This is a genomic window from Burkholderia sp. Ax-1719, from assembly GCF_011753055.1.
In the GTDB taxonomy this organism is placed as follows: Bacteria; Pseudomonadota; Gammaproteobacteria; order Burkholderiales; family Burkholderiaceae; genus Paraburkholderia.
In genome coordinates this window covers 1-18,470 of record NZ_VWWJ01000017.1, presented here as the reverse complement: position 1 = coordinate 18,470, position 18,470 = coordinate 1, and the positions used below count along the sequence as shown (strand labels likewise).

General features: G+C 64.3%; 15 protein-coding genes and 1 pseudogene. 7 read left to right on the top strand and 9 right to left on the bottom strand.

Going from position 1 to position 18,470, the window contains the following annotated elements:
* Positions 1-35: 35 nt before the first annotated feature.
* The 4 genes from ubiE to F3J17_RS24110 all read right to left on the bottom strand — a co-directional run bounded on the left by ubiE (position 36) and on the right by F3J17_RS24110 (position 5,935).
* A complete protein-coding gene (gene ubiE, locus F3J17_RS24125) occupies positions 36-767 on the bottom strand; it encodes a bifunctional demethylmenaquinone methyltransferase/2-methoxy-6-polyprenyl-1,4-benzoquinol methylase UbiE (RefSeq protein WP_167064868.1) in 732 nt (243 codons plus the stop codon).
* Between the two features lie 101 nt (positions 768-868).
* Positions 869-1,282, bottom strand: coding sequence for a DUF971 domain-containing protein (locus tag F3J17_RS24120; RefSeq protein ID WP_167064865.1), 414 nt, complete (start codon positions 1,280-1,282; stop codon positions 869-871).
* 114 nt (positions 1,283-1,396) lie between these two features.
* Positions 1,397-1,846: an HIT family protein gene (locus tag F3J17_RS24115; RefSeq protein WP_167064862.1), complete on the bottom strand. Its 450-nt coding sequence runs from the start codon at positions 1,844-1,846 to the stop codon at positions 1,397-1,399.
* A gap of 42 nt (positions 1,847-1,888) precedes the next feature.
* Positions 1,889-5,935 (bottom strand): FAD/FMN-binding oxidoreductase, encoded by a 4,047-nt coding sequence (locus tag F3J17_RS24110; RefSeq protein ID WP_167064859.1) that lies wholly within the window; start codon positions 5,933-5,935, stop codon positions 1,889-1,891.
* 637 nt (positions 5,936-6,572) lie between these two features.
* On the opposite strand from F3J17_RS24110, the gene ilvA reads away from it, so the two are divergent.
* The 3 genes and pseudogenes from ilvA (at position 6,573) to queF (ending at position 9,952) form a co-directional block, all read left to right on the top strand.
* Complete coding sequence (gene ilvA / locus F3J17_RS24105; RefSeq protein WP_167064857.1) at positions 6,573-8,099, top strand: threonine ammonia-lyase, biosynthetic; 1,527 nt, start codon at positions 6,573-6,575, stop codon at positions 8,097-8,099.
* An 18-nt stretch (positions 8,100-8,117) separates the two neighbouring features.
* Positions 8,118-9,017 (top strand): annotated as a pseudogene (locus tag F3J17_RS24100) (5'-nucleotidase); the annotation flags it as partial.
* Positions 9,018-9,127: 110 nt separating this feature from the next.
* Complete coding sequence (gene queF, locus F3J17_RS24095; protein ID WP_167064851.1) at positions 9,128-9,952, top strand: NADPH-dependent 7-cyano-7-deazaguanine reductase QueF; 825 nt, start codon at positions 9,128-9,130, stop codon at positions 9,950-9,952.
* A gap of 53 nt (positions 9,953-10,005) precedes the next feature.
* On the opposite strand, the gene mtgA is transcribed toward queF, so the two are convergent.
* The 5 genes from mtgA to mpl all read right to left on the bottom strand — a co-directional run bounded on the left by mtgA (position 10,006) and on the right by mpl (position 15,911).
* Positions 10,006-10,809: a monofunctional biosynthetic peptidoglycan transglycosylase gene (gene mtgA, locus F3J17_RS24090; RefSeq protein ID WP_167064848.1), complete on the bottom strand. Its 804-nt coding sequence runs from the start codon at positions 10,807-10,809 to the stop codon at positions 10,006-10,008.
* Between the two features lie 20 nt (positions 10,810-10,829).
* Positions 10,830-11,693 carry a shikimate dehydrogenase gene (gene aroE / locus F3J17_RS24085; protein WP_167064846.1) on the bottom strand — a complete coding sequence of 288 codons (864 nt, stop codon included), beginning with the start codon at positions 11,691-11,693 and terminating at the stop codon, positions 10,830-10,832.
* Positions 11,690-13,828 (bottom strand): RNB domain-containing ribonuclease, encoded by a 2,139-nt coding sequence (locus F3J17_RS24080; RefSeq protein ID WP_167064843.1) that lies wholly within the window; start codon positions 13,826-13,828, stop codon positions 11,690-11,692. The genes aroE and F3J17_RS24080 overlap by 4 nt, the downstream gene beginning before the upstream one ends.
* A 119-nt stretch (positions 13,829-13,947) precedes the next feature.
* Positions 13,948-14,523 (bottom strand): YqiA/YcfP family alpha/beta fold hydrolase, encoded by a 576-nt coding sequence (locus tag F3J17_RS24075; RefSeq protein ID WP_167064840.1) that lies wholly within the window; start codon positions 14,521-14,523, stop codon positions 13,948-13,950.
* On the bottom strand, positions 14,520-15,911 hold the full coding sequence (gene mpl / locus F3J17_RS24070) for a UDP-N-acetylmuramate:L-alanyl-gamma-D-glutamyl-meso-diaminopimelate ligase (protein ID WP_167064837.1): 1,392 nt from the start codon (positions 15,909-15,911) through the stop codon (positions 14,520-14,522). The genes F3J17_RS24075 and mpl overlap by 4 nt, the downstream gene beginning before the upstream one ends.
* A gap of 244 nt (positions 15,912-16,155) precedes the next feature.
* On the opposite strand from mpl, the gene F3J17_RS24065 reads away from it, so the two are divergent.
* The 4 genes from F3J17_RS24065 to F3J17_RS24050 all read left to right on the top strand — a co-directional run.
* A complete protein-coding gene (locus F3J17_RS24065; RefSeq protein ID WP_167064835.1) occupies positions 16,156-16,797 on the top strand; it encodes a UDP-N-acetylmuramate--alanine ligase in 642 nt (213 codons plus the stop codon).
* A 20-nt stretch (positions 16,798-16,817) separates the two neighbouring features.
* Positions 16,818-17,384: a TlpA disulfide reductase family protein gene (locus tag F3J17_RS24060; protein ID WP_167064832.1), complete on the top strand. Its 567-nt coding sequence runs from the start codon at positions 16,818-16,820 to the stop codon at positions 17,382-17,384.
* A gap of 194 nt (positions 17,385-17,578) precedes the next feature.
* Positions 17,579-18,031: a type II 3-dehydroquinate dehydratase gene (aroQ, locus tag F3J17_RS24055; protein ID WP_167064829.1), complete on the top strand. Its 453-nt coding sequence runs from the start codon at positions 17,579-17,581 to the stop codon at positions 18,029-18,031.
* Between the two features lie 102 nt (positions 18,032-18,133).
* The coding region (locus F3J17_RS24050) for an acetyl-CoA carboxylase biotin carboxyl carrier protein (RefSeq protein WP_167064826.1) at positions 18,134-18,470 on the top strand (337 nt) is incomplete at its 3' end.

Here is an 18,470-nt window from a genome sequence, read left to right as displayed (position 1 = left end):
GCGGAATTTCCTTTAAAGACAGTGATTTAGGAACATTAGTACTTTGTCCCGACGTGTAAGGCTACCACGCCAGCTGACAAATTGTAATATTTGACGGCGTCGAGGCCGATTTGTTCCATCATCGTCTTCAATGTTTCCTGGTCCGGATGCATACGGATCGATTCGGCCAGGTACTGGTAGCTGTCCGCGTCCTGGGCGAAGCGCTTGCCCAGCCACGGCAGCACCTTGAACGAATAGACGTCGTACGCTTTCTTGAGCGGTTCCCAGACTTTCGAGAATTCGAGCACCATCACGCGGCCACCCGGCTTGATCACGCGGCGCATTTCGGCCAGCGCGCGATCCTTGTGCGTCATGTTGCGCAGGCCGAAAGCGACCGTCACCAGGTCGAAGTAGTTATCCGGGAACGGGATCTTTTCGGCGTCGCACAGCAGCGCGGGCGTAATCACGCCCTTGTCGATCAGACGGTCGCGGCCCACGCGCAGCATCGATTCGTTGATGTCGGTGTGCCAGACTTCGCCGGTCGGGCCGGCTTTCTTCGCGAACGCCATCGACAGATCGCCCGTGCCGCCCGCGATGTCGAGCACCTTCGCGCCCGGACGGATATTGGCCTGCGCGATCGTGAACGCTTTCCAGGCGCGGTGCAACCCGCCCGACATCAGATCGTTCATCAGGTCGTAGTTCGAGGCGACCGAGTGGAACACACCGGCCACCTTCTTCGCCTTGTCCTGTTCGTCGACTGTCTGATAGCCGAAGTGGGTTTTGCTCATCGCGCTCGTCCTTTCGCGGGTCTTGAGCCGGATCGTGTCCGGCTCTTTTTGATGGAGTGCGCCGCGCCCCTCGCGCGGCGGCTGGATCGTAACAGGAAGCGTCAGTGGCAGTGGCCGTGCGCGGCAGGCGCGGCAACCATTGGCGCGTCGCGCTCGACGCCTGCGGCCTTGAGCTTCGCGAAATACTCGGCCCAGAGTGCGTCCTGACGCGTCGCCAGCTCGTAGAGCTGGTCCCAGGAGTAGATGCCGGTATTGTGGCCGTCGGAGAAAGTGGGCTGCAGCGCGTAATGCCCGACGCCTTCGAGCGCCGTGATCGTCACTTCGCGCTTGCCGGTCTGCAGCGTCTCCTGGCCGGGGCCGTGGCCGCGCACCTCGGCGGAGGGCGAATAGACGCGCATCAGTTCGAACGGAATGCGATAGCTCTCGCCGTTCGCGTACTGCAGTTCGAGCACGCGCGACAGCGCATGCACCACGACGCCGGTCGGAATCGGCGTATCGGATTTCAGTCCACTCATGTTTGTCCCTTTTTGAGCAATGCGCGAGCATTGCGAGCGTTTTGAGCGTCGTCGCTCATGGCCCGCGCGCTCAGGAACGCGCACGAACGGCTTCGCCGCTTCATGCGCGTGCGCTCAATCCTGCGACTGCCCCGCTGCGCCCGCTGACGTCATTTCCTGCCTCACCGCTTCGCGCAGCAGCGTGGCCTGCGCGCGACGCTGCCCGAGCATCGCTTCGGACACCGTACGCTGACGCGGCGACCACACCGACATCGGAAAATGCGCGTCGTTGGTGAAGCGCGGAATCACGTGCCAGTGCACATGCGGCACCTGATTGCCGAGACTCGCCAGGTTCACCTTCGACGGCTGCATGATGCGGCGCAGCGCCCGCTCGACCGCATACACGGCGCGCATAAGGTGTTCCCGATCCGCATCGGCGAGATCCGAGAACTCGGCGACATGCGTATTCCAGATCACGCGGCAAAAGCCGGGATATTCGGCTTCGGCGGTCGCAAGAACGACGCGCATACGCTCGTCTTCCCACAGCACTTCCCCGCCTTCCTCATTACAGAATACGCATCCCATCGTTGTCCTCGAACCCGTGTTACGGAAAATTTGGCGCTGCCATTAAACCAGCACGCGTTCGATTCCGCCATTGTTCGCGCGGTTCACGTAGTCGGCCATCCAGTTTTCGCCGAGCACGTGGCGCGCGATCTCCACCACGATGTAATCGGCTTCCACATTGGCATCCTCGTTGTAACGCGACAGACCTTGCAGGCAGGACGGGCACGACGTCAGGATCTTCACGTCCTGCACCTTGCCCTGGCCGCCGGCTTCCTGCTGCGTCGCCGGTTGCACGCCGTTCGCACCGTTGCCGATGATCGGAATGTCACGCAGCTTGGCCGCGCCCTTGCGGATTTCCTCTTCCTTGCGGAAGCGCACCTGGGTCGACACATCCGGACGCGTCACCGCGAGCGTGCCCGACTCGCCGCAGCAACGATCGTTCTTCTCGATCTTGTAGCCGTCCTTTTCCGAACCCATGAGTTCGTTGACGAGCTTGACCGGATCGATCGTCTTGATCGGCGTGTGGCACGGGTCGTGGTACATGTAGCGCGTCCCCGACACGCCATCGAGCTTGATGCCCTTTTCGAGCAGGAACTCGTGGATGTCGATGATGCGGCAGCCCGGGAAAATCTTGTCGAATTCATAACCAGCGAGCTGGTCGTAACACGTCCCGCACGACACCACGACCGTCTTGATGTCGAGGTAGTTGAGCGTGTTCGCCATGCGGTGGAACAGCACGCGGTTGTCCGTCACGATCTTCTCGGCCTTGTCGAACTGGCCCGAGCCGCGCTGCGGATAACCGCAGCACAGATAGCCCGGCGGCAGCACGGTCTGCACGCCCGCTTCCCAGAGCATCGCTTGCGTGGCCAGACCCACCTGCGAGAACAGACGCTCCGAGCCGCAACCCGGGAAGTAGAACACCGCTTCCGAATCCACATTGGTGGTCTTCGGATTGCGGATGATCGGCACGATCTTGTTGTCTTCGATGTCGAGCAGCGCGCGCGCCGTCTTCTTCGGCAGGTTGCCCGGCATCTTCTTGTTGACGAAGTGGATCACCTGCTCGACCACCGGCGCACGGCCCGTGGTTGCGGGCGGATGCGCCGTCTGCTTCTTGACGAACTTCTTCAGCACGTCGTTGCCCAGACGCTGCGCCTTGTAACCCACGCCCATCATCGCGGTACGCGCGAGGTTGATGGTCTGCGGATTGGTGGCGTTCAGGAAGAACATGCCCGCCGCGTTGCCCGCGTTGAACTTCTTCTTGCCCATCTTGCGCAGCAGATTGCGCATGTTCATCGTCACATCGCCGAAGTCGATCTTGACCGGGCACGGCGTCACGCACTTGTGGCAGACCGTGCAGTGGTCGGCGACATCGTTGAACTCGTCCCAGTGCTTGATCGACACGCCGCGGCGCGTCTGCTCTTCGTACAGGAAGGCTTCGACCAGCAGCGAGGTCGCGAGAATCTTGTTACGCGGGCTGTACAGCAGGTTCGCGCGCGGCACGTGCGTGGCGCACACCGGCTTGCACTTGCCGCAGCGCAGGCAGTCCTTGACCGATTCGGCGATGGCGCCAATATCGGACTGCTGCATGATCAGCGATTCGTAGCCCATCAGGCCGAACGACGGCGTGTAGGCGTTGCGCAGATCGGCGCCTTCGAGCAGCTTGCCCTTGTTGAAGCGCCCTTCCGGATCGACGCGCTGCTTGTAGGCGCGGAATTCGGCGATCTCGTCTTCCGTGAGGAATTCGAGCTTGGTAATGCCGATGCCGTGCTCGCCCGAAATCACGCCGTCGAGCGAACGCGCGAGCTTCATGATGCGCGCCACCGCAACGTGCGCGTCCTGCAGCATCTCGTAGTTGTCCGAGTTGACCGGCAGGTTGGTGTGCACGTTGCCGTCGCCGGCGTGCATGTGCAGCGCCACGAACACGCGGCCGCGCAGCACCTTCTTGTGGATCGCCTGGGCTTCGTCGAGGATCGGCTTGAACGCGCCGCCATTGAAAATCTGGCGCAGTTCGGCGCGGATTTCCTGCTTCCACGAGATGCGCACGGTGCGATCTTGTGTCACATGGAAGACGTTGACGTCGGGCTGCACATCGCAGCGGTCGGCGAATTTTTCCGCCAGCGCTTCGTAGCCCAGCTGCACGAGATAGTGCTGCGCTTCGCGCAACGGCATGTCGAGCTTGTCGCCCACGAAGGTCCAGCGCTCGCGCACGCGCTTGAGCAGATCGAGCGCCTGCTGCACACGGTCTTCGAGCAGTTCCGCCGACGGAATTTCATTCGCGTCGTCGGTCTTGCCGAGCGGCAGCTTGCCTTCCTTGAAGAACGCTTCCAGCGCGTCGATCAGTTGCAGCTTGTTCTTGATCGACAGTTCGATGTTGATGCGCTCGATGCCGTCGGTGTACTCGCCCATGCGGTTGAGCGGAATCACGACGTCTTCGTTGATCTTGAACGCGTTGGTGTGCTTGGCGATCGCGGCCGTGCGGCTGCGGTCGAGCCAGAAGCGCTTGCGCGCTTCGGCGGACACCGCCACGAAGCCTTCGCCGCTCTTGCCGTTGGCCATGCGGATGACTTCCGAGGTGGCGGTGGCCACCGCATCGGCATCGTCACCGACGATATCGCCGATCAGCACCATCTTCGGAAACGCGTTGCGCTTGCTCTTGGTCGCATAGCCGACCGCGCGCAGATAGCGCTCGTCCAGATGCTCCAGACCCGCGAGAATCGCGCCGCCCTGCTTCGAGGTTTCGAACAGGTAATCCTTGATTTCGACGATGCTCGGGATCGCTTCGCGCGCCTGACCGAAGAACTCCAGACAGACCGTGCGCGTGTGCGCGGGCATCTTGTGCAGCACCCAGCGCGCCGACGTGATGAGACCGTCGCAACCTTCCTTCTGGATGCCCGGCAGGCCCGCGAGGAACTTATCCGTCACGTCCTTGCCCAGACCTTCCTTGCGGAACACGCGGCCGGCGATATCGAGCGATTCGGTGCGCAGCAGCTTTTCGCCCGGCGCGTGCTCGCCGTCGAACCACTTCAGCTCGAAGCGCGCGACTTCGATGTCGTGGATCTTGCCCATGTTGTGGTCAAGACGCGTGACTTCGAGCCAGTTGCCCTGCGGGTCGACCATGCGCCACCAGGCGAGATTGTCGAGCGCCGTGCCCCACAGCACGGCCTTCTTGCCGCCCGCGTTCATGGCCACGTTGCCGCCGATGCACGAGGCATCGAGCGAGGTCGGATCGACGGCGAACACGAAGCCCGCGGCGTCCGCGGCTTCGGTCACGCGGCGCGTGACGACACCTGCGCCCGAGAAGATCGTCGCCACCTTGCGGTCGACGCCCGGCAGATCGGTCATTTCGACCGGGCCGAGCTGTTCAAGCTTTTCGGTGTTGATGACGGCCGAGAACGGCGTGAGCGGCACCGCGCCGCCCGTGTAGCCCGTGCCGCCTCCGCGCGGAATCACGGTCAAGCCCAGTTCGAAACACGCCTTGATGAGACCGGCGATTTCGGCCTCGGTGTCGGGCGTGAGGACCACGAACGGATATTCGACGCGCCAGTCGGTGGCGTCGGTCACGTGCGAGACGCGCGCGATGCCATCGAAGCGGATGTTGTCCTTCTGCGTGCACTTGCCGAGCACCTTGGTGGCGCGGCGGCGCAGATCGGCCATCTTCTCGAATTCGGCGGCGAAAGCATCGATCGCACGGCGCGCCGACGAGATCAGCGTCCCCACGCGCGCGGCGCGCTCCAGACCTTCCTGATCGCTATGCTCGACGAGGTCGGCTTTGCGGCGCTTCTCGATTTCAGCGATGCGGTGATTCAGCGCCTCGATCAGCAGCGCGCGGCGCTTGGGGTTGTCGAGCAGATCGTCCTGCAGATACGGATTGCGGCGCACGACCCAGATGTCGCCGAGCACTTCGTACAGCATGCGTGCCGAGCGGCCGGTGCGGCGTTCGGCGCGCAGTTCGGCCAGCGCGCTCCACGCCTCTTCGCCCAGCAGGCGAATGACGATTTCACGGTCCGAAAAGGACGTGTAGTTGTACGGAATCTCGCGCAGGCGCGGTTCGATGTCGGCGGCCACGGCGGCGGCTGCGCCGTGAGGATCGAAAACTTGAGGTGCGTTCATGTTGGACGACTCTTTGAGCCAGTCCCGCTCAGTGGGCTGCCTGGTGGGCAAGCGGCCTGCATGGCGGAAGCTGACGGGGCGCGTGGGGCGCTATTCTGAAATCGAGTCCGCCGGTGGCTCGCGGATGGCGTGCGGTGGCTGATAGCGGACGAAGGGGGTGGGGAAGCATGGCGGCAGCGCTCACGCCGATGGTTCCCCGGCGCTCGGACTTAGCGACACGATCGTGCGTGGCGGGCATGCCGCTGCGCCGCGGGGCGGGTCTCGCGCCGTGCGGGCATCAAATGGGCTGTCCGGGGTTGCCAGTGCATCTTCCGATCCTTGTTTCAAAACGCGATTTTAACGCATGATCCGCCCACGCGCTGACGGTCCTCGGGAACTGTACGGACATATAACTTTCATTTTTTGTCATTCGGAGACGAATTGATTCGCCGTCCAGAAGGTCGGTCAATGGCCAGGATCGGTTCATCATGAGCATTTGCGTGCGCCACGTATGTCCGCCATGCCGCCCTGCCCTTGCGGCCAGCGCGTGCGCCGTTGGCGCTATCATTGACGTTTTCGCGTCATTTGCCGCGTTTTTGGCTTTTCGCGCACGCTCCGCCTTTCCCGATCATACTGCCGCGCCCGGCGCGCCCTCCGCATGGCTTCCCACGACGATTACCTCAAGAAAGTCCTCACCGCCCGTGTCTACGACGCTGCCCGCGAGACCGAACTCGAGCGCGCGCCGAATCTTTCGACGCGTTTGCGCAACACGGTCCTGCTCAAGCGCGAGGACAACCAGCCGGTTTTCTCGTTCAAGCTGCGCGGCGCGTACAACAAGATGGCGCATCTGTCGGCTGAGCAGCTGCAGCGTGGCGTGATCACCGCTTCGGCGGGCAATCATGCGCAGGGCGTGGCGCTTTCGGCTGCGCGCCTGGGCGTGAAGGCAGTGATCTGCGTGCCGATTACGACGCCGCAAGTGAAAGTCGATGCCGTGCGCGCGCATGGCGGATCGATGGTCGAAGTCGTGCAGGCCGGCGAGTCCTATAGCGATGCCTACGCCCACGCCGTGCGCCTTCAGGAAGAACGCGGCCTGACCTTCGTGCATCCGTTCGACGATCCGTACGTGATCGCCGGTCAGGGCACGGTTGCGATGGAAATTCTCAGCAAGCATCAGGCCCCGATTCATGCGATCTTCGTGCCGATCGGCGGCGGTGGTCTGGCGGCCGGCGTTGCCGCTTACGTCAAGGCGATACGCCCGGAAATCCGTGTGATCGGCGTGCAGACCGACGATTCGTGCGCGATGGCGCAATCGCTCAAGGCGGGCAAGCGTGTGGAGTTGAGCGAGGTTGGTCTGTTTTCGGACGGCACGGCTGTGAAACTGGTGGGCGAAGAAACCTTCCGCCTCTGCCAGGAATATCTGGATGACGTGCTCACGGTGGACACCGACGCGCTCTGCGCCGCGATCAAGGACGTCTTCCAGGACACGCGCAGCGTGCTTGAACCCGCAGGCGCACTGGCCGTGGCGGGCGCAAAGCAGTACGCCGAACGCGAAGGCATCGACGGCAAGACGCTGATTGCGATCACCTCGGGCGCGAACATGAACTTCGACCGCATGCGCTTCGTGGCCGAACGCGCCGAAGTGGGTGAGGCGCGTGAAGCGGTCTTCGCGGTGACGATTCCCGAAGAGCGCGGCAGCTTCAAGCGCTTCTGCGAACTGGTCGGCACGCGCAGCGTCACCGAATTCAACTACCGCATCGACGACGCCGAGCGCGCGCATATTTTTGTGGGCGTGCAGATCCGCAACCGCGGCGAATCGCAGCAGATCGCCTCGACTTTTGTCGAGCACGGCTTCCCGAGCGTCGATCTGACCGGCGACGAACTCTCGAAGCAGCACATCCGTTATATGGTGGGCGGCCGCTCGCCGCTGGCGCATGACGAGCGCCTGTTCCGCTTCGAGTTCCCGGAACGTCCGGGTGCGCTGATGCGCTTCCTCTCGTCGATGGCGCCGAACTGGAACATCAGCTTGTTCCACTACCGCAACCAGGGCGCGGACTACAGCTCGATCCTGGTCGGCATTCAGGTGCCTGCAGTTGAAGACGCCGAGTTCCGCCGCTTCCTCGCGACGCTCGGTTATCCGCATTGGGAAGAAACGCAGAATCCGGCGTATCGCCTGTTCCTCTCCTAACCACTCGGGACTCGCACCGTGTCCGTATCGCTTTCCGACAAACTCGTCGTCGCGATCTCCTCGCGCGCGCTCTTCGATTTCGAGGAAGAGAACCGCGTCTACGAGACCGGCGACCTGCGCGCCTACGAGGCCTTGCAGCGCGAGCGTCTGACCGTGCCCGCGCGGCCCGGCGTGGCGTTCGCGCTGATCCGCAAGCTGCTCGCGCTCAACTCGCGTGAAAGCACCGGCGCGCATCACGTGGAAGTGGTGATCCTCTCGCGCAGCGATCCCATCAGCGGGCTGCGCGCGTTCAGTTCATGCCGCGAGCATCGGCTCGATATCCAGCGCGGCGTGTTCACGCGCGGCCGCGAGCCCTGGCATTACCTCAAGCCGCTCAACGCGTCGCTGTTTCTGTCGGCGAATCCCGAGGACGTGCGCGGCGCGCTGGACGCCGGTTTCCCCGCCGCACGCGTGTTTCCGGAATCGGCGACAATGGCGGAGCATACGGCGCACGAGATTCGCATCGCGTTCGACGGCGATGCGGTGCTGTTTTCCGACGAAGCCGAGCAGATCTTCCAGCGCGACGGCCTTTCCGCCTTCGTGAGCCATGAGCGCGACAACCGCGAACTGCCGCTCGCGCAAGGCCCGCTCAAGCCGCTGCTCGCCGCGCTGCACCGGCTGCAAAAACTCGCGGACGCCAACGCGCAGATGCGCATCCGCACGGCGCTCGTGACCGCCCGCTCCGCTCCGGCGCACGAGCGCGCGATCCGCACGCTGATGGCCTGGAACATCGAAATCGACGAAGCGATGTTCCTGGGCGGACTCGACAAAGGCCCGTTCCTGCGCGAGTTCGAACCCGATTTTTTCTTCGACGACCAGATTCGCCACTGCGAATCGGCCCGCTCGGTCACGGCGACCGGGCATGTGGCGAGCGGCGTGGCCAATCCGGTGGCGGAAGTGCGCGCAGCGCGCGCCAACGCCACGAACGACGCATCAAGCGACACAACTACCGACGCAACTACCGACGCAACCTCCGAAACCAGCGCATCATGACTCCCGAACAATCCCCGCTCGGCAAAGCGTCGAGCTACACCGAGCAATACGACGCAACGCTGCTGTTCCCGATCCCGCGCATCGGCGCGCGCGAACAGATCGGCATCGGCGCGCAACTGCCCTTCTTCGGCACCGATATCTGGAACGCCTACGAACTGTCGTGGCTCAATGCGCGCGGCAAGCCGCAGATCGCCATCGCCACGTTCTTCATTCCCGCCGATTCGCCCAACATCGTCGAATCCAAGTCGTTCAAGCTGTATCTCGGCTCGTTCGCGCAGACGAAGTTCGACTCCACCGATGAAGTGCGCGACGTGCTCAAGCGCGATGTGTCGGCGGCGTGCGGCGCGTCGGTATCGGTGAAACTGGATCAGCCGGGCGCATTCGGCAAGATCGCGTTCGAGGAATTCGAGGGTCTGTCGATCGACCGTCTCGATCTGGACGCCGAGGTCTATCACCCGGACCCGACGCTGCTGAAGGCGGCGCACGAAGAGTCGCCGGTGGAAGAAACGCTGGTGTCGAACCTGCTCAAATCGAACTGCCCGGTGACGGGCCAGCCCGACTGGGGCAGCGTGCAGATTCACTACGTGGGACCGCAGATCGACCAGGCGGGCCTGCTGCGCTACATCATTTCGTTCCGCAACCACACGGGCTTCCACGAGCAATGCGCCGAGCGCATCTTCATGGACATCCTGCGCGAGTGCAAACCCGACCGCCTCGCGGTCTACGCGCGCTACACGCGCCGCGGCGGGCTGGACATCAACCCGTTCCGCACCAACTTCAACATGCCGATGCCGGATAACGCGCGGCTGGCGCGTCAGTAAGCGCCAGGTAAATGGAAGTTGCATGAAAAAAGCGCCGGTCTTGCCGGCGCTTTTTACTGCGAAGATTGCGGCAACTCCGCCGCCCCCATGCGCCGTGCGATCACGCCCGAACGCTGCGACAGATAAGCCGAATTCCGGTGATCGTCGAAGAACTTGGGACGCGGCAGCATCACCGCCAGCCGCGCCGATTGCCACGCGGTCAGCTTCGTCGCATTCGTCTTGTAGTAATGCTGCGCGGCGGCCTGCGCGCCGTAGACGCCGTTGCCCCACTCCACCGAATTCAGATAGATCTCGAAGATGCGCTCCTTGTCGAGCAGCGTCTCCAGCATCCACGTGATAATCAGCTCCTGGCCTTTGCGGATATAGCTTTTCTCGCGCGATAGAAACAGATTGCGCGCGAGTTGCTGCGTGATCGTCGATCCGCCGCGCACGATGTGGCCGCGCTTCTTGTTGCGCTCCCACGCCTGCAGGATGGCGTCGGTTTCGTAGCCGTTGTTGTTGACGAAGTTCGCGTCCTCGGACGCGATGATCGCGCGCTTGAGATTGCGCGAAATCTGGTCGTACGGCACCCATTGATGCTGGATGTCGAGACCGGGATGATCCGCCTGCAGATAAGCGGCGTCCGAGCGCATGAACGCCGTGCTCTGCGGATCGACAACGTTCCATGTCGCAATCTGCGCGAAGTAGAACAGTTGCAGCGCGAGCCACGACACCACCGTCACCGAAGCCGCGTAGATCAGCCAGCGCAGCGCGCCGGGCCGCTTCACCGCCTGCTGGCCGCGCGCCGCACCGGCGCGCTGGGCGAAGCCGCGCACATACTCGCTTGCGGTCTGCGGTCCCGCCGCATCTCTGCGCATGGCTTCGCGTTCCCGCTCGCTCAGACCTGCGCCGCCAGCTGCGCGCGCAGACCGGCCAGCACCGGCGCACCGTCCGGACGCACGCCGCGCCAGACGAAGAACGACTCGGCGGCCTGCTCGACCAGCATGCCCAGGCCGTCCGATGCACGCGCGCCGAGCGATTCGGCGTGACGCATGAAGACCGTCGGTTCCGCGCCGTACATCATGTCGTAGGCGAGCGTGCCCGCGCCGAAAGCACGTGCGTCGCATTCGGGCAGCGCGGCGTCGAGACTGCCGGCTGTCGCGTTGACGATCACGTCGTAGGGCTTCGGGTCTACGGCTTCAGGACCGCCGCCGTTGATCGCGCAACCGAACTCGCGCGCCGCGCCTTCGAATTGCTCGATCAGCGCATGCGCCTTCTGCGCGGTGCGATTGACGATGGTGATTTCGAGCGGATGACGCTCCAGCATCGGCAACACCACGCCGCGCGCCGCACCGCCCGCGCCCAGCAGCAGCACGCGCTTGCCCTTGAGCGGCACGCCCAGATTCACTTCGATGTCGCGAACGAGGCCAAATCCGTCGGTGTTGTCGCCGAAAATGCCGTCTTCGTCGAAGCGCAGCGTGTTGACTGCGCCCGCCGCCGCCGCGCGCGGCGACAGTCGATGCGCGAGCGCATGCGCTTCGAGCTTGAACGGCACGGTCACGTTCAGGCCGCGTCCACCCGCGGCGCGAAACGCCTGCACGTGTTCGACGAAGCCATCGAGCGGCGCAAGCAGACGCTCGTACTCGACCGGCTCGCCGGTCTCGGCGGCGAATTGCGCGTGGATCGACGGCGACTTGCTGTGCGCAATCGGGTTGCCGATCACGGCGTATCGGTCACGATGCTTTGCTTGATCGGCGCTCATTCGCGCGGCTCCGTGGCGTGCTGTTCCGACTGCTGCACTTCTTCGCTGCCGCCTTCCTGCGCTGCGTTGCCTTCGGCGCTCGCCTCGGCGCCTGCGTCGGCTTCGGCTTGCGCTTCGGCTTCGCTTTCCGCCGATTCGTCGGCGGCGTCGATCAGTTCTTCGTCTTCGCCCGCCTCTTCTTCCGGCTGCTCGCCGCTCGTCACGACCGGCGCGTCCAGCACGCGCAGCATGCGCACCGACGCCTCGATGGTCAGTTCGTCGATCGACATCACTTCCATCATCAGGCGCGTGCCGCGCGCATGCACGCCGAGCGCCGGCACATGCATCAGCAGCGGCACTTCTTCGAAGCGCACCAGATCGTCCTTGACGACCGTAGCCGGGAATTCGCGGCGCGGTTCACCGCTGTCACCGCGCATTTCCTGCTGCAGCCAGCGCAGACACCAGAAGTACTCCATGCGCCGCTGGTGATCGGCATAGGCCGTGTAGGTTTCGTCGAAGCCCTGCACGACGGCGAACAGATCCGCGTCCTTGGGCTTGAACGGCGCGACCAGCTTGGCCGCCACGCCGTGTTCCACGCACGCAAGCAATTGCCACTGGTTCACGAGGTCGACGTAACGGCGCAGCGGCGAGGTGCTCCACGCGTACTGCGCGACGCCCAGGCCTTCGTGGGGCGCGGCGTTGGTCTGCATGCGCGTGCGCTTGGGGCCAGTGGGCGCACCGAACGCGCGCTGCGAGCGATAGATGCCCGGCACGCCGTGATCGTTGAGGAACGCGCCCCACGTGGAGTTCGCGAGAATCGCCAGTTCGGCGACGATCATGTCCAGCGGCGAACCGCGACGGCGCGGCGTGATGCTGACCTGCTCGCCTTCCACGTAGAAGTTGTAGTCGGTGTTGCGCTGCACTTCGCGGCGCAGGCCGTAGCCCGCGCGCGCCGCCTGGCGCTTTTCGAACAGCGCCTGCGCGAACGGCCACAGCACGGCGATGTCGTCCTTGTGCGGATAGTCGCCCGTGCCCGCGGCCAGCGTTTCTTCCGTGACGACCTCGTCGAGCGTGTTGTGGCGCAGATTGCTCTTCACGAACACGCGCTCGGCACGCGTTTCGCTGGCGACGATTTCCTGCGTCTCGCGGTTCACGATGCTGTACAGCGACAGCGCCGGGCGCAGGCCGCCTTCCTTGAGCGTGAAGGCATCGACGAAATCGTCGGGCAGCATGGTGATCTTGTCGCCCGGCATGTAGACCGTCGACAGGCGCGTACGCGCAATCGTGTCGGCCGTGTCGCCACGCGCGATGCCCAGCGCCGGCGCGGCGATGTGGATACCAATGCGCACGCGGCCATCGGCCAGATGCTCGATGGAGAACGCATCGTCGATTTCGGTCGTGGTGACGTCGTCGATCGAGAACGCCTGCACGTGATCGCCCGCATCGGGCAGGTCTTCGGGCAGCGCGCCCACTTCGACCGGCGGGAAGCCGGTGCCGTGCGGGAAGAATTCCGCCAGGAAGCGCGCTTCGTGCAGCGCGCGCGGCGACGAAATCCCGCCGCATTCGAGCATCAGGCGCGGCATCGAAATCCCGCGCGCCGCAGCGGCGGCTTCGAGCGCCTTGTATTCGATCGAGTTCTTGTCCGGCTTGGTGAGCAGGCCCAGCGCCTTGTCCTTGAGCGCTTCAGGCAGCTTGCCCGCCTTCATCTCTTCTTCGTAGCCCGCCTGCACCAGCGCCTGCTGACGCTTGCGCTCCAGCGACGCGAGCGCCATCTTGAGCTGCTCTTCGGGCGCGCGCTGATACTGGCCGCGGCCCTTGCGGCGGAAATACACGGGCGAACCGTGCAGGCGCAGCACGAGCGCAGCGCGCTCGACCGGGCCGTAAGTCGCGCCGAAGTATTCGGTGGCGAGCGCCGTGTAGGCGAATTCGTCGGCGGGCGCGCACTCCCACAGGAAATCGAGATCGATCTCCTGCGCGGCGGCGTCGGCCTGTTCCAGCAGTTCGCCGGCGGCGGGTTTGTCGAATTCGATCAGCACGTCCTTGGCGCGCACTTTCGCGCGCCGTCCGCCCGGCAACTCGACCTGAAACGCGTCGCCCTGCTTCGACAGCACGCTGCCGGCCTTGAAACTGCCCGATTCCTCAAAGAAAACGTTCACTCAACACTCTCGTTCAGTCTTGCTATCACCGACCACGCGCGCGGCGCGCGGGCGGTGCTGCTGTATACATATAGGCGCTCGCGCGCCAAGGCGCGAACGTGCGACGCGTGGGTTCTTCCCTAAGCTGCGTCGCAGAACCGGATCACTTCGTCGACGTAATCGGCGAATTCGCTGATGCCGTGGTCACTGCCTTCGATCAGGTGCGTCGCGACACCCGGATAGTGCGCCAGCATCTCGCGGTAATCGAGCACTTCGTCGCCGGTAGCGGCGAGCAGATAGTAGCGCTGCGGCTGCGTGATCTGCGCAACGGCCAGCGCACGCAATTCGTCGAGATGGCGCGGCTCGACGACGATGCTGCCGCCGCCATGCCAGAGCGGCTGCTCGCCCAGATACTTCGACAGATCGCGTTCCGGCACGACCGCCGGGTTCAGCAGCGCGGCGCGCCAGTCGTGCTTTTCAGCCAGATGCGTGGCGAAGTAGCCGCCCAGCGAACTGCCGATCAGCGTAATCCGCTCGCCTGGCTGGGCTTTCGCGGCGATGTCCTGCTCGATCAGCGCGACGGTCTCGAACGGCGAAACCGGCAGCGTCGGGCACAACCACTCGGCTGCGCGGCCGGTCTGGTCCAGACGTTCCGCCAGCAAACGCGCCTTGAACGACTGCGGCGACGAGCGGAAACCGTGCAGATAGATGATCACGCCGCGCTCCGCGCCGCGAGCGCATCGAGCAGCTTCTGATGCACGCCGCCGAAACCGCCGTTGCTCATCACCAGCACCTGATCGCCCGGACGCGCGGCGGCGGCGACCGCCTTCACCAGCGCGTCGAGATCGTGGAACGCGTGCGCTTTCTCGCCGAGCGGCGCGAGCGCGCCCGCCAGGTCCCAGCCCAGCGCGTCCTTGCCGCTGGGCGCGCCATAACCGAACACCAGATCGGCGTCGGCGAGACTTGCAGGCAGTTGCGCCTTCATCACGCCGAGCTTCATGGTGTTCGAGCGCGGCTCCAGCACGGCCAGGATGCGGGTGTTGTCCTTGCCCACGCGCGTGCGCAGACCCGCGATGGTCGTTTCGATCGCCGTGGGATGGTGCGCGAAATCGTCATAGACGGTCACGCCGTCCACGCTGCCGCGCACTTCCATGCGGCGCTTCACGTTGCGGAACCCTGCCAGCGATTGCGCGGCCTGCGCCGGCGGCACGCCCACGCTGCGCGCGGCGGCAATCGCCGCGAGTGCGTTCAGGCGGTTGTGCTCGCCCTGGATCTGCCAGTCGACCACGCCCACGCGCTCGCTGTTGTGATAGACCGCGAAACGCTCGTCCACGGTCACGCCATCTTCGGCCGGCAACGCCTGCCAGCCGCCATCTACGCCAAAACGCTCGACATCGCTCCACACGCCGCGCGTGAGCACGCGCTCCAGCGCGTCGCTGCGGCCGTTCGAGACCACGCGGCCCACGCCCGGCACCGTGCGGATCAGATGATGGAACTGCGTTTCGATGGCAGCGAGATCGGGGAAGATATCGGCGTGATCGAATTCGAGGTTGTTGAGCAGCGCCGTGCGCGGACGGTAATGGACGAACTTCGAACGCTTGTCGAAGAACGCTGTGTCGTATTCATCGGCTTCGATCACGAAGAAGCTCGAATCGGTCAGACGCGCCGAAATGCCGAAGTTCAGCGGCACGCCGCCAATCAGAAAGCCCGGGTTCATGCCCGCATCTTCCAGCAGCCACGCGAGCATGGAGCTGGTGGTGGTCTTGCCGTGCGTGCCCGCCACCGCGAGCACCCACTTGTCGCGCAGCACATGCTCGCCGAGCCACTGCGGGCCCGACGTGTACGGCAGGCCGCGATTGAGGATCTCTTCCATCAGCGGATTGCCGCGCGACACCACGTTGCCGATCACGTAGAGATCGGGATTCAACTCGGTCTGGCTCGCGTCGTAACCTTCGATCAGGCGGATACCCTGCGCTTCGAGCTGCGTGCTCATCGGCGGATACACGCCCGCGTCGCAGCCGGTGACCGTGTGGCCCGCACTGCGCGCGAGCACGGCGAGACCGCCCATGAACGTGCCGCAGATGCCGAGGATATGGATGTGCATAAGCCTGTCGCGCCGCGCGGGCGTCGTGAACGGGTTGATCGGTTTTTTGGGATGGGTGAAGCGGGACGGCGGCGCCTTCGTGTGGGACCGCCGGAGCAAAGAACGGTATTGTACCCGAGCCATTGGGCCTTTTTCGCCGCAGCGGGCCAGGGCTGGCCTCATGCGCGACGCATCGGCATTGCAGCGCGCCGCTGCGCCGGGGCGGCCGCCGGGAGCGCCTTGCGTTCTCTAGTATGATGGACGCATGATTCGCAGAGCTCATTTCGATCCCCAGCGCGTGCGCGAGGAAATCGCCATCGCGGCAGCAAGAATGATTGCCGAAGACGGCCTCGATTACGCCACCGCCAAGCGCAAGGCCGCGCGGCAGGTGGTGGGGGACACCCGTATCGAAGGCATCTGGTTGCCCGACAACGACCAGATCGAAGACGAAATCCGCGAATATCAGGCCCTTTTTCAGGGCGATAGCCAGCCGGCGGTGCTGCGGCGTCTGCGCGAGATCGCGCTCGACTGGATGCTCAAGCTCGCGGCCTTCAACCCGTTCCTCACGGGCGCGGTGCTCAACGGCACGGCGGGCGAGCATTCGGACATCCATCTGCAGATCTTTTGCGATAACACCAAGGATGTCGCCATCTGGCTGCTGAACGCGAACGTGCAGTACGACGTTTCGGAAACCCGCCACTTTGCCGCGCGCGGCGACGTGGAAACGCTCAGCTTCCTGTGGAAGCCCTCGCGTACCGAAGAGCCGGTCGGCATTCACGTCGCGCTCTACAATACCGACGACCTGCGCGGCGCGGTGCGTGCCGATGCGCGCGGGCGTCTGCCGCGCGCGAATGCGCAGGCACTCCAGGCGCTGATCGACGAGAGCGGCGCCACCTCCACCACCTGACTCATATAGATAGCGCAGCAATGAACACAAAGCGGATTCTGGCCGGCGTCGCAGTCGCGGCGGTGGCAGCCTGCGGCGGCATTCTTGCAGGACATTTTGCGAGCGGCGGACACGAAGGCAGCGCCGGCATCACGAACGCGGACGCCGCCACCGTCAACGGTAAGCAAAGCGCGGTGGACCAGCTCTGGACCGCCGCCGTCACCAACCCGGACGGCAAGCCGCAGTCGCTCGCCATCTATAAAGGTCACCCGATCGTGGTGAACTTCTGGGCCTCGTGGTGCGGCCCGTGCGTCGAGGAAATGCCTGAACTGTCCGCCCTGCATCGCGAGTATGCGAAGAAAGGCATCCAGTTTGTCGGTCTGGGCGTGGATTCGGCGGCCAACATCAAGACTTTCCTCGGCAAGGTCAAGGTCGATTACCCGATCTATATCGCCGGTTTCGGCGGCGCAGACGTGGCGCGCGCTTTCGGCAATACCGCCGGCGGCTTGCCTTACACGGTCGTAATCGACGCGAACGGCGCCGTTCGTGCGACAAAATTAGGCCAAATCAAACCGGACGAGCTGCGCCACACGCTTGACGCACTTTGACGCGGCTGAACAATTGACCGGGGCTTAACAGCCGTAGAGCACTTTTTGCCGCTCGATTTGACGAAATTGACTGAAGATCGACCTCACCGCGCCTTACTGCGCGATCTCGGGGTCATATCAGCCGTTTGGAAAACTAGACAAATTTCTCTAATCAGCGCTAAAGTTCGCGCAATTCCACGGAAAAAGAAGCGACCATGACGCGACTGCTGGTTTTGCACGGACCCAACCTCAATCTTCTCGGCACCCGGGAACCGGAGGTCTATGGGCGCGTGACGCTGCCGCAGATCGATCAGGCGCTCGCCGACCGTGCCGCCGACGCAGGCGTGGAGCTTGCAACGTTCCAGAGCAATCACGAAGGCGCGCTGGTCGACCGCATCCAGGCGGCCCGCACGGAACAGACGGATTTCATCCTGATCAACCCGGCGGCGTACACGCACACCAGCGTGGCGATCCGGGATGCGCTGGCAGGCGTGGGCATTCCGTTCGTGGAGATCCATCTCTCGAATGTGCATCGCCGCGAAGCCTTCCGGCATCACTCGTATTTTTCCGACCAGGCCGAAGGCGTTATCTGCGGCCTCGGCTGGAAGGGTTATCTCTACGCGCTCGAATACGCGCTTGACCGGCTCGCTGCCCGGTCGGCGTCGTAACTTCGGCGCCGGATGACCGACGCACTCTGAAAGACAACTCTTATCCCGTGCCGGGACGCTTGCGCCCCGGCACCTCACGTATTCAAGCAAAGGGGCTGCACCATGGATCTACGTAAGCTGAAGACTCTGATCGACCTCGTCTCCGAATCGGGCATCTCGGAACTCGAAGTCACCGAGGGCGAAGGCAAGGTGCGCATCGTCAAGAACGCGCCGCCGGTCTACGTACAACCGACCGCAGCACAATTCGCAGCGCCGATGGCCGGCGCACCGGTTGCCGCCGCACCGGCCGCCGCTGGCGAAGCCGCAGCGCCCGCCGCTGCCGCGCCGGCCGTGCCGCAAGGCCACGTCGTGACGTCGCCGATGGTCGGCACGTTCTACCGCGCACCGTCGCCGGGCGCTGACCCGTTCGTGCAGGTTGGCGACACGGTCAAGGAAGGCC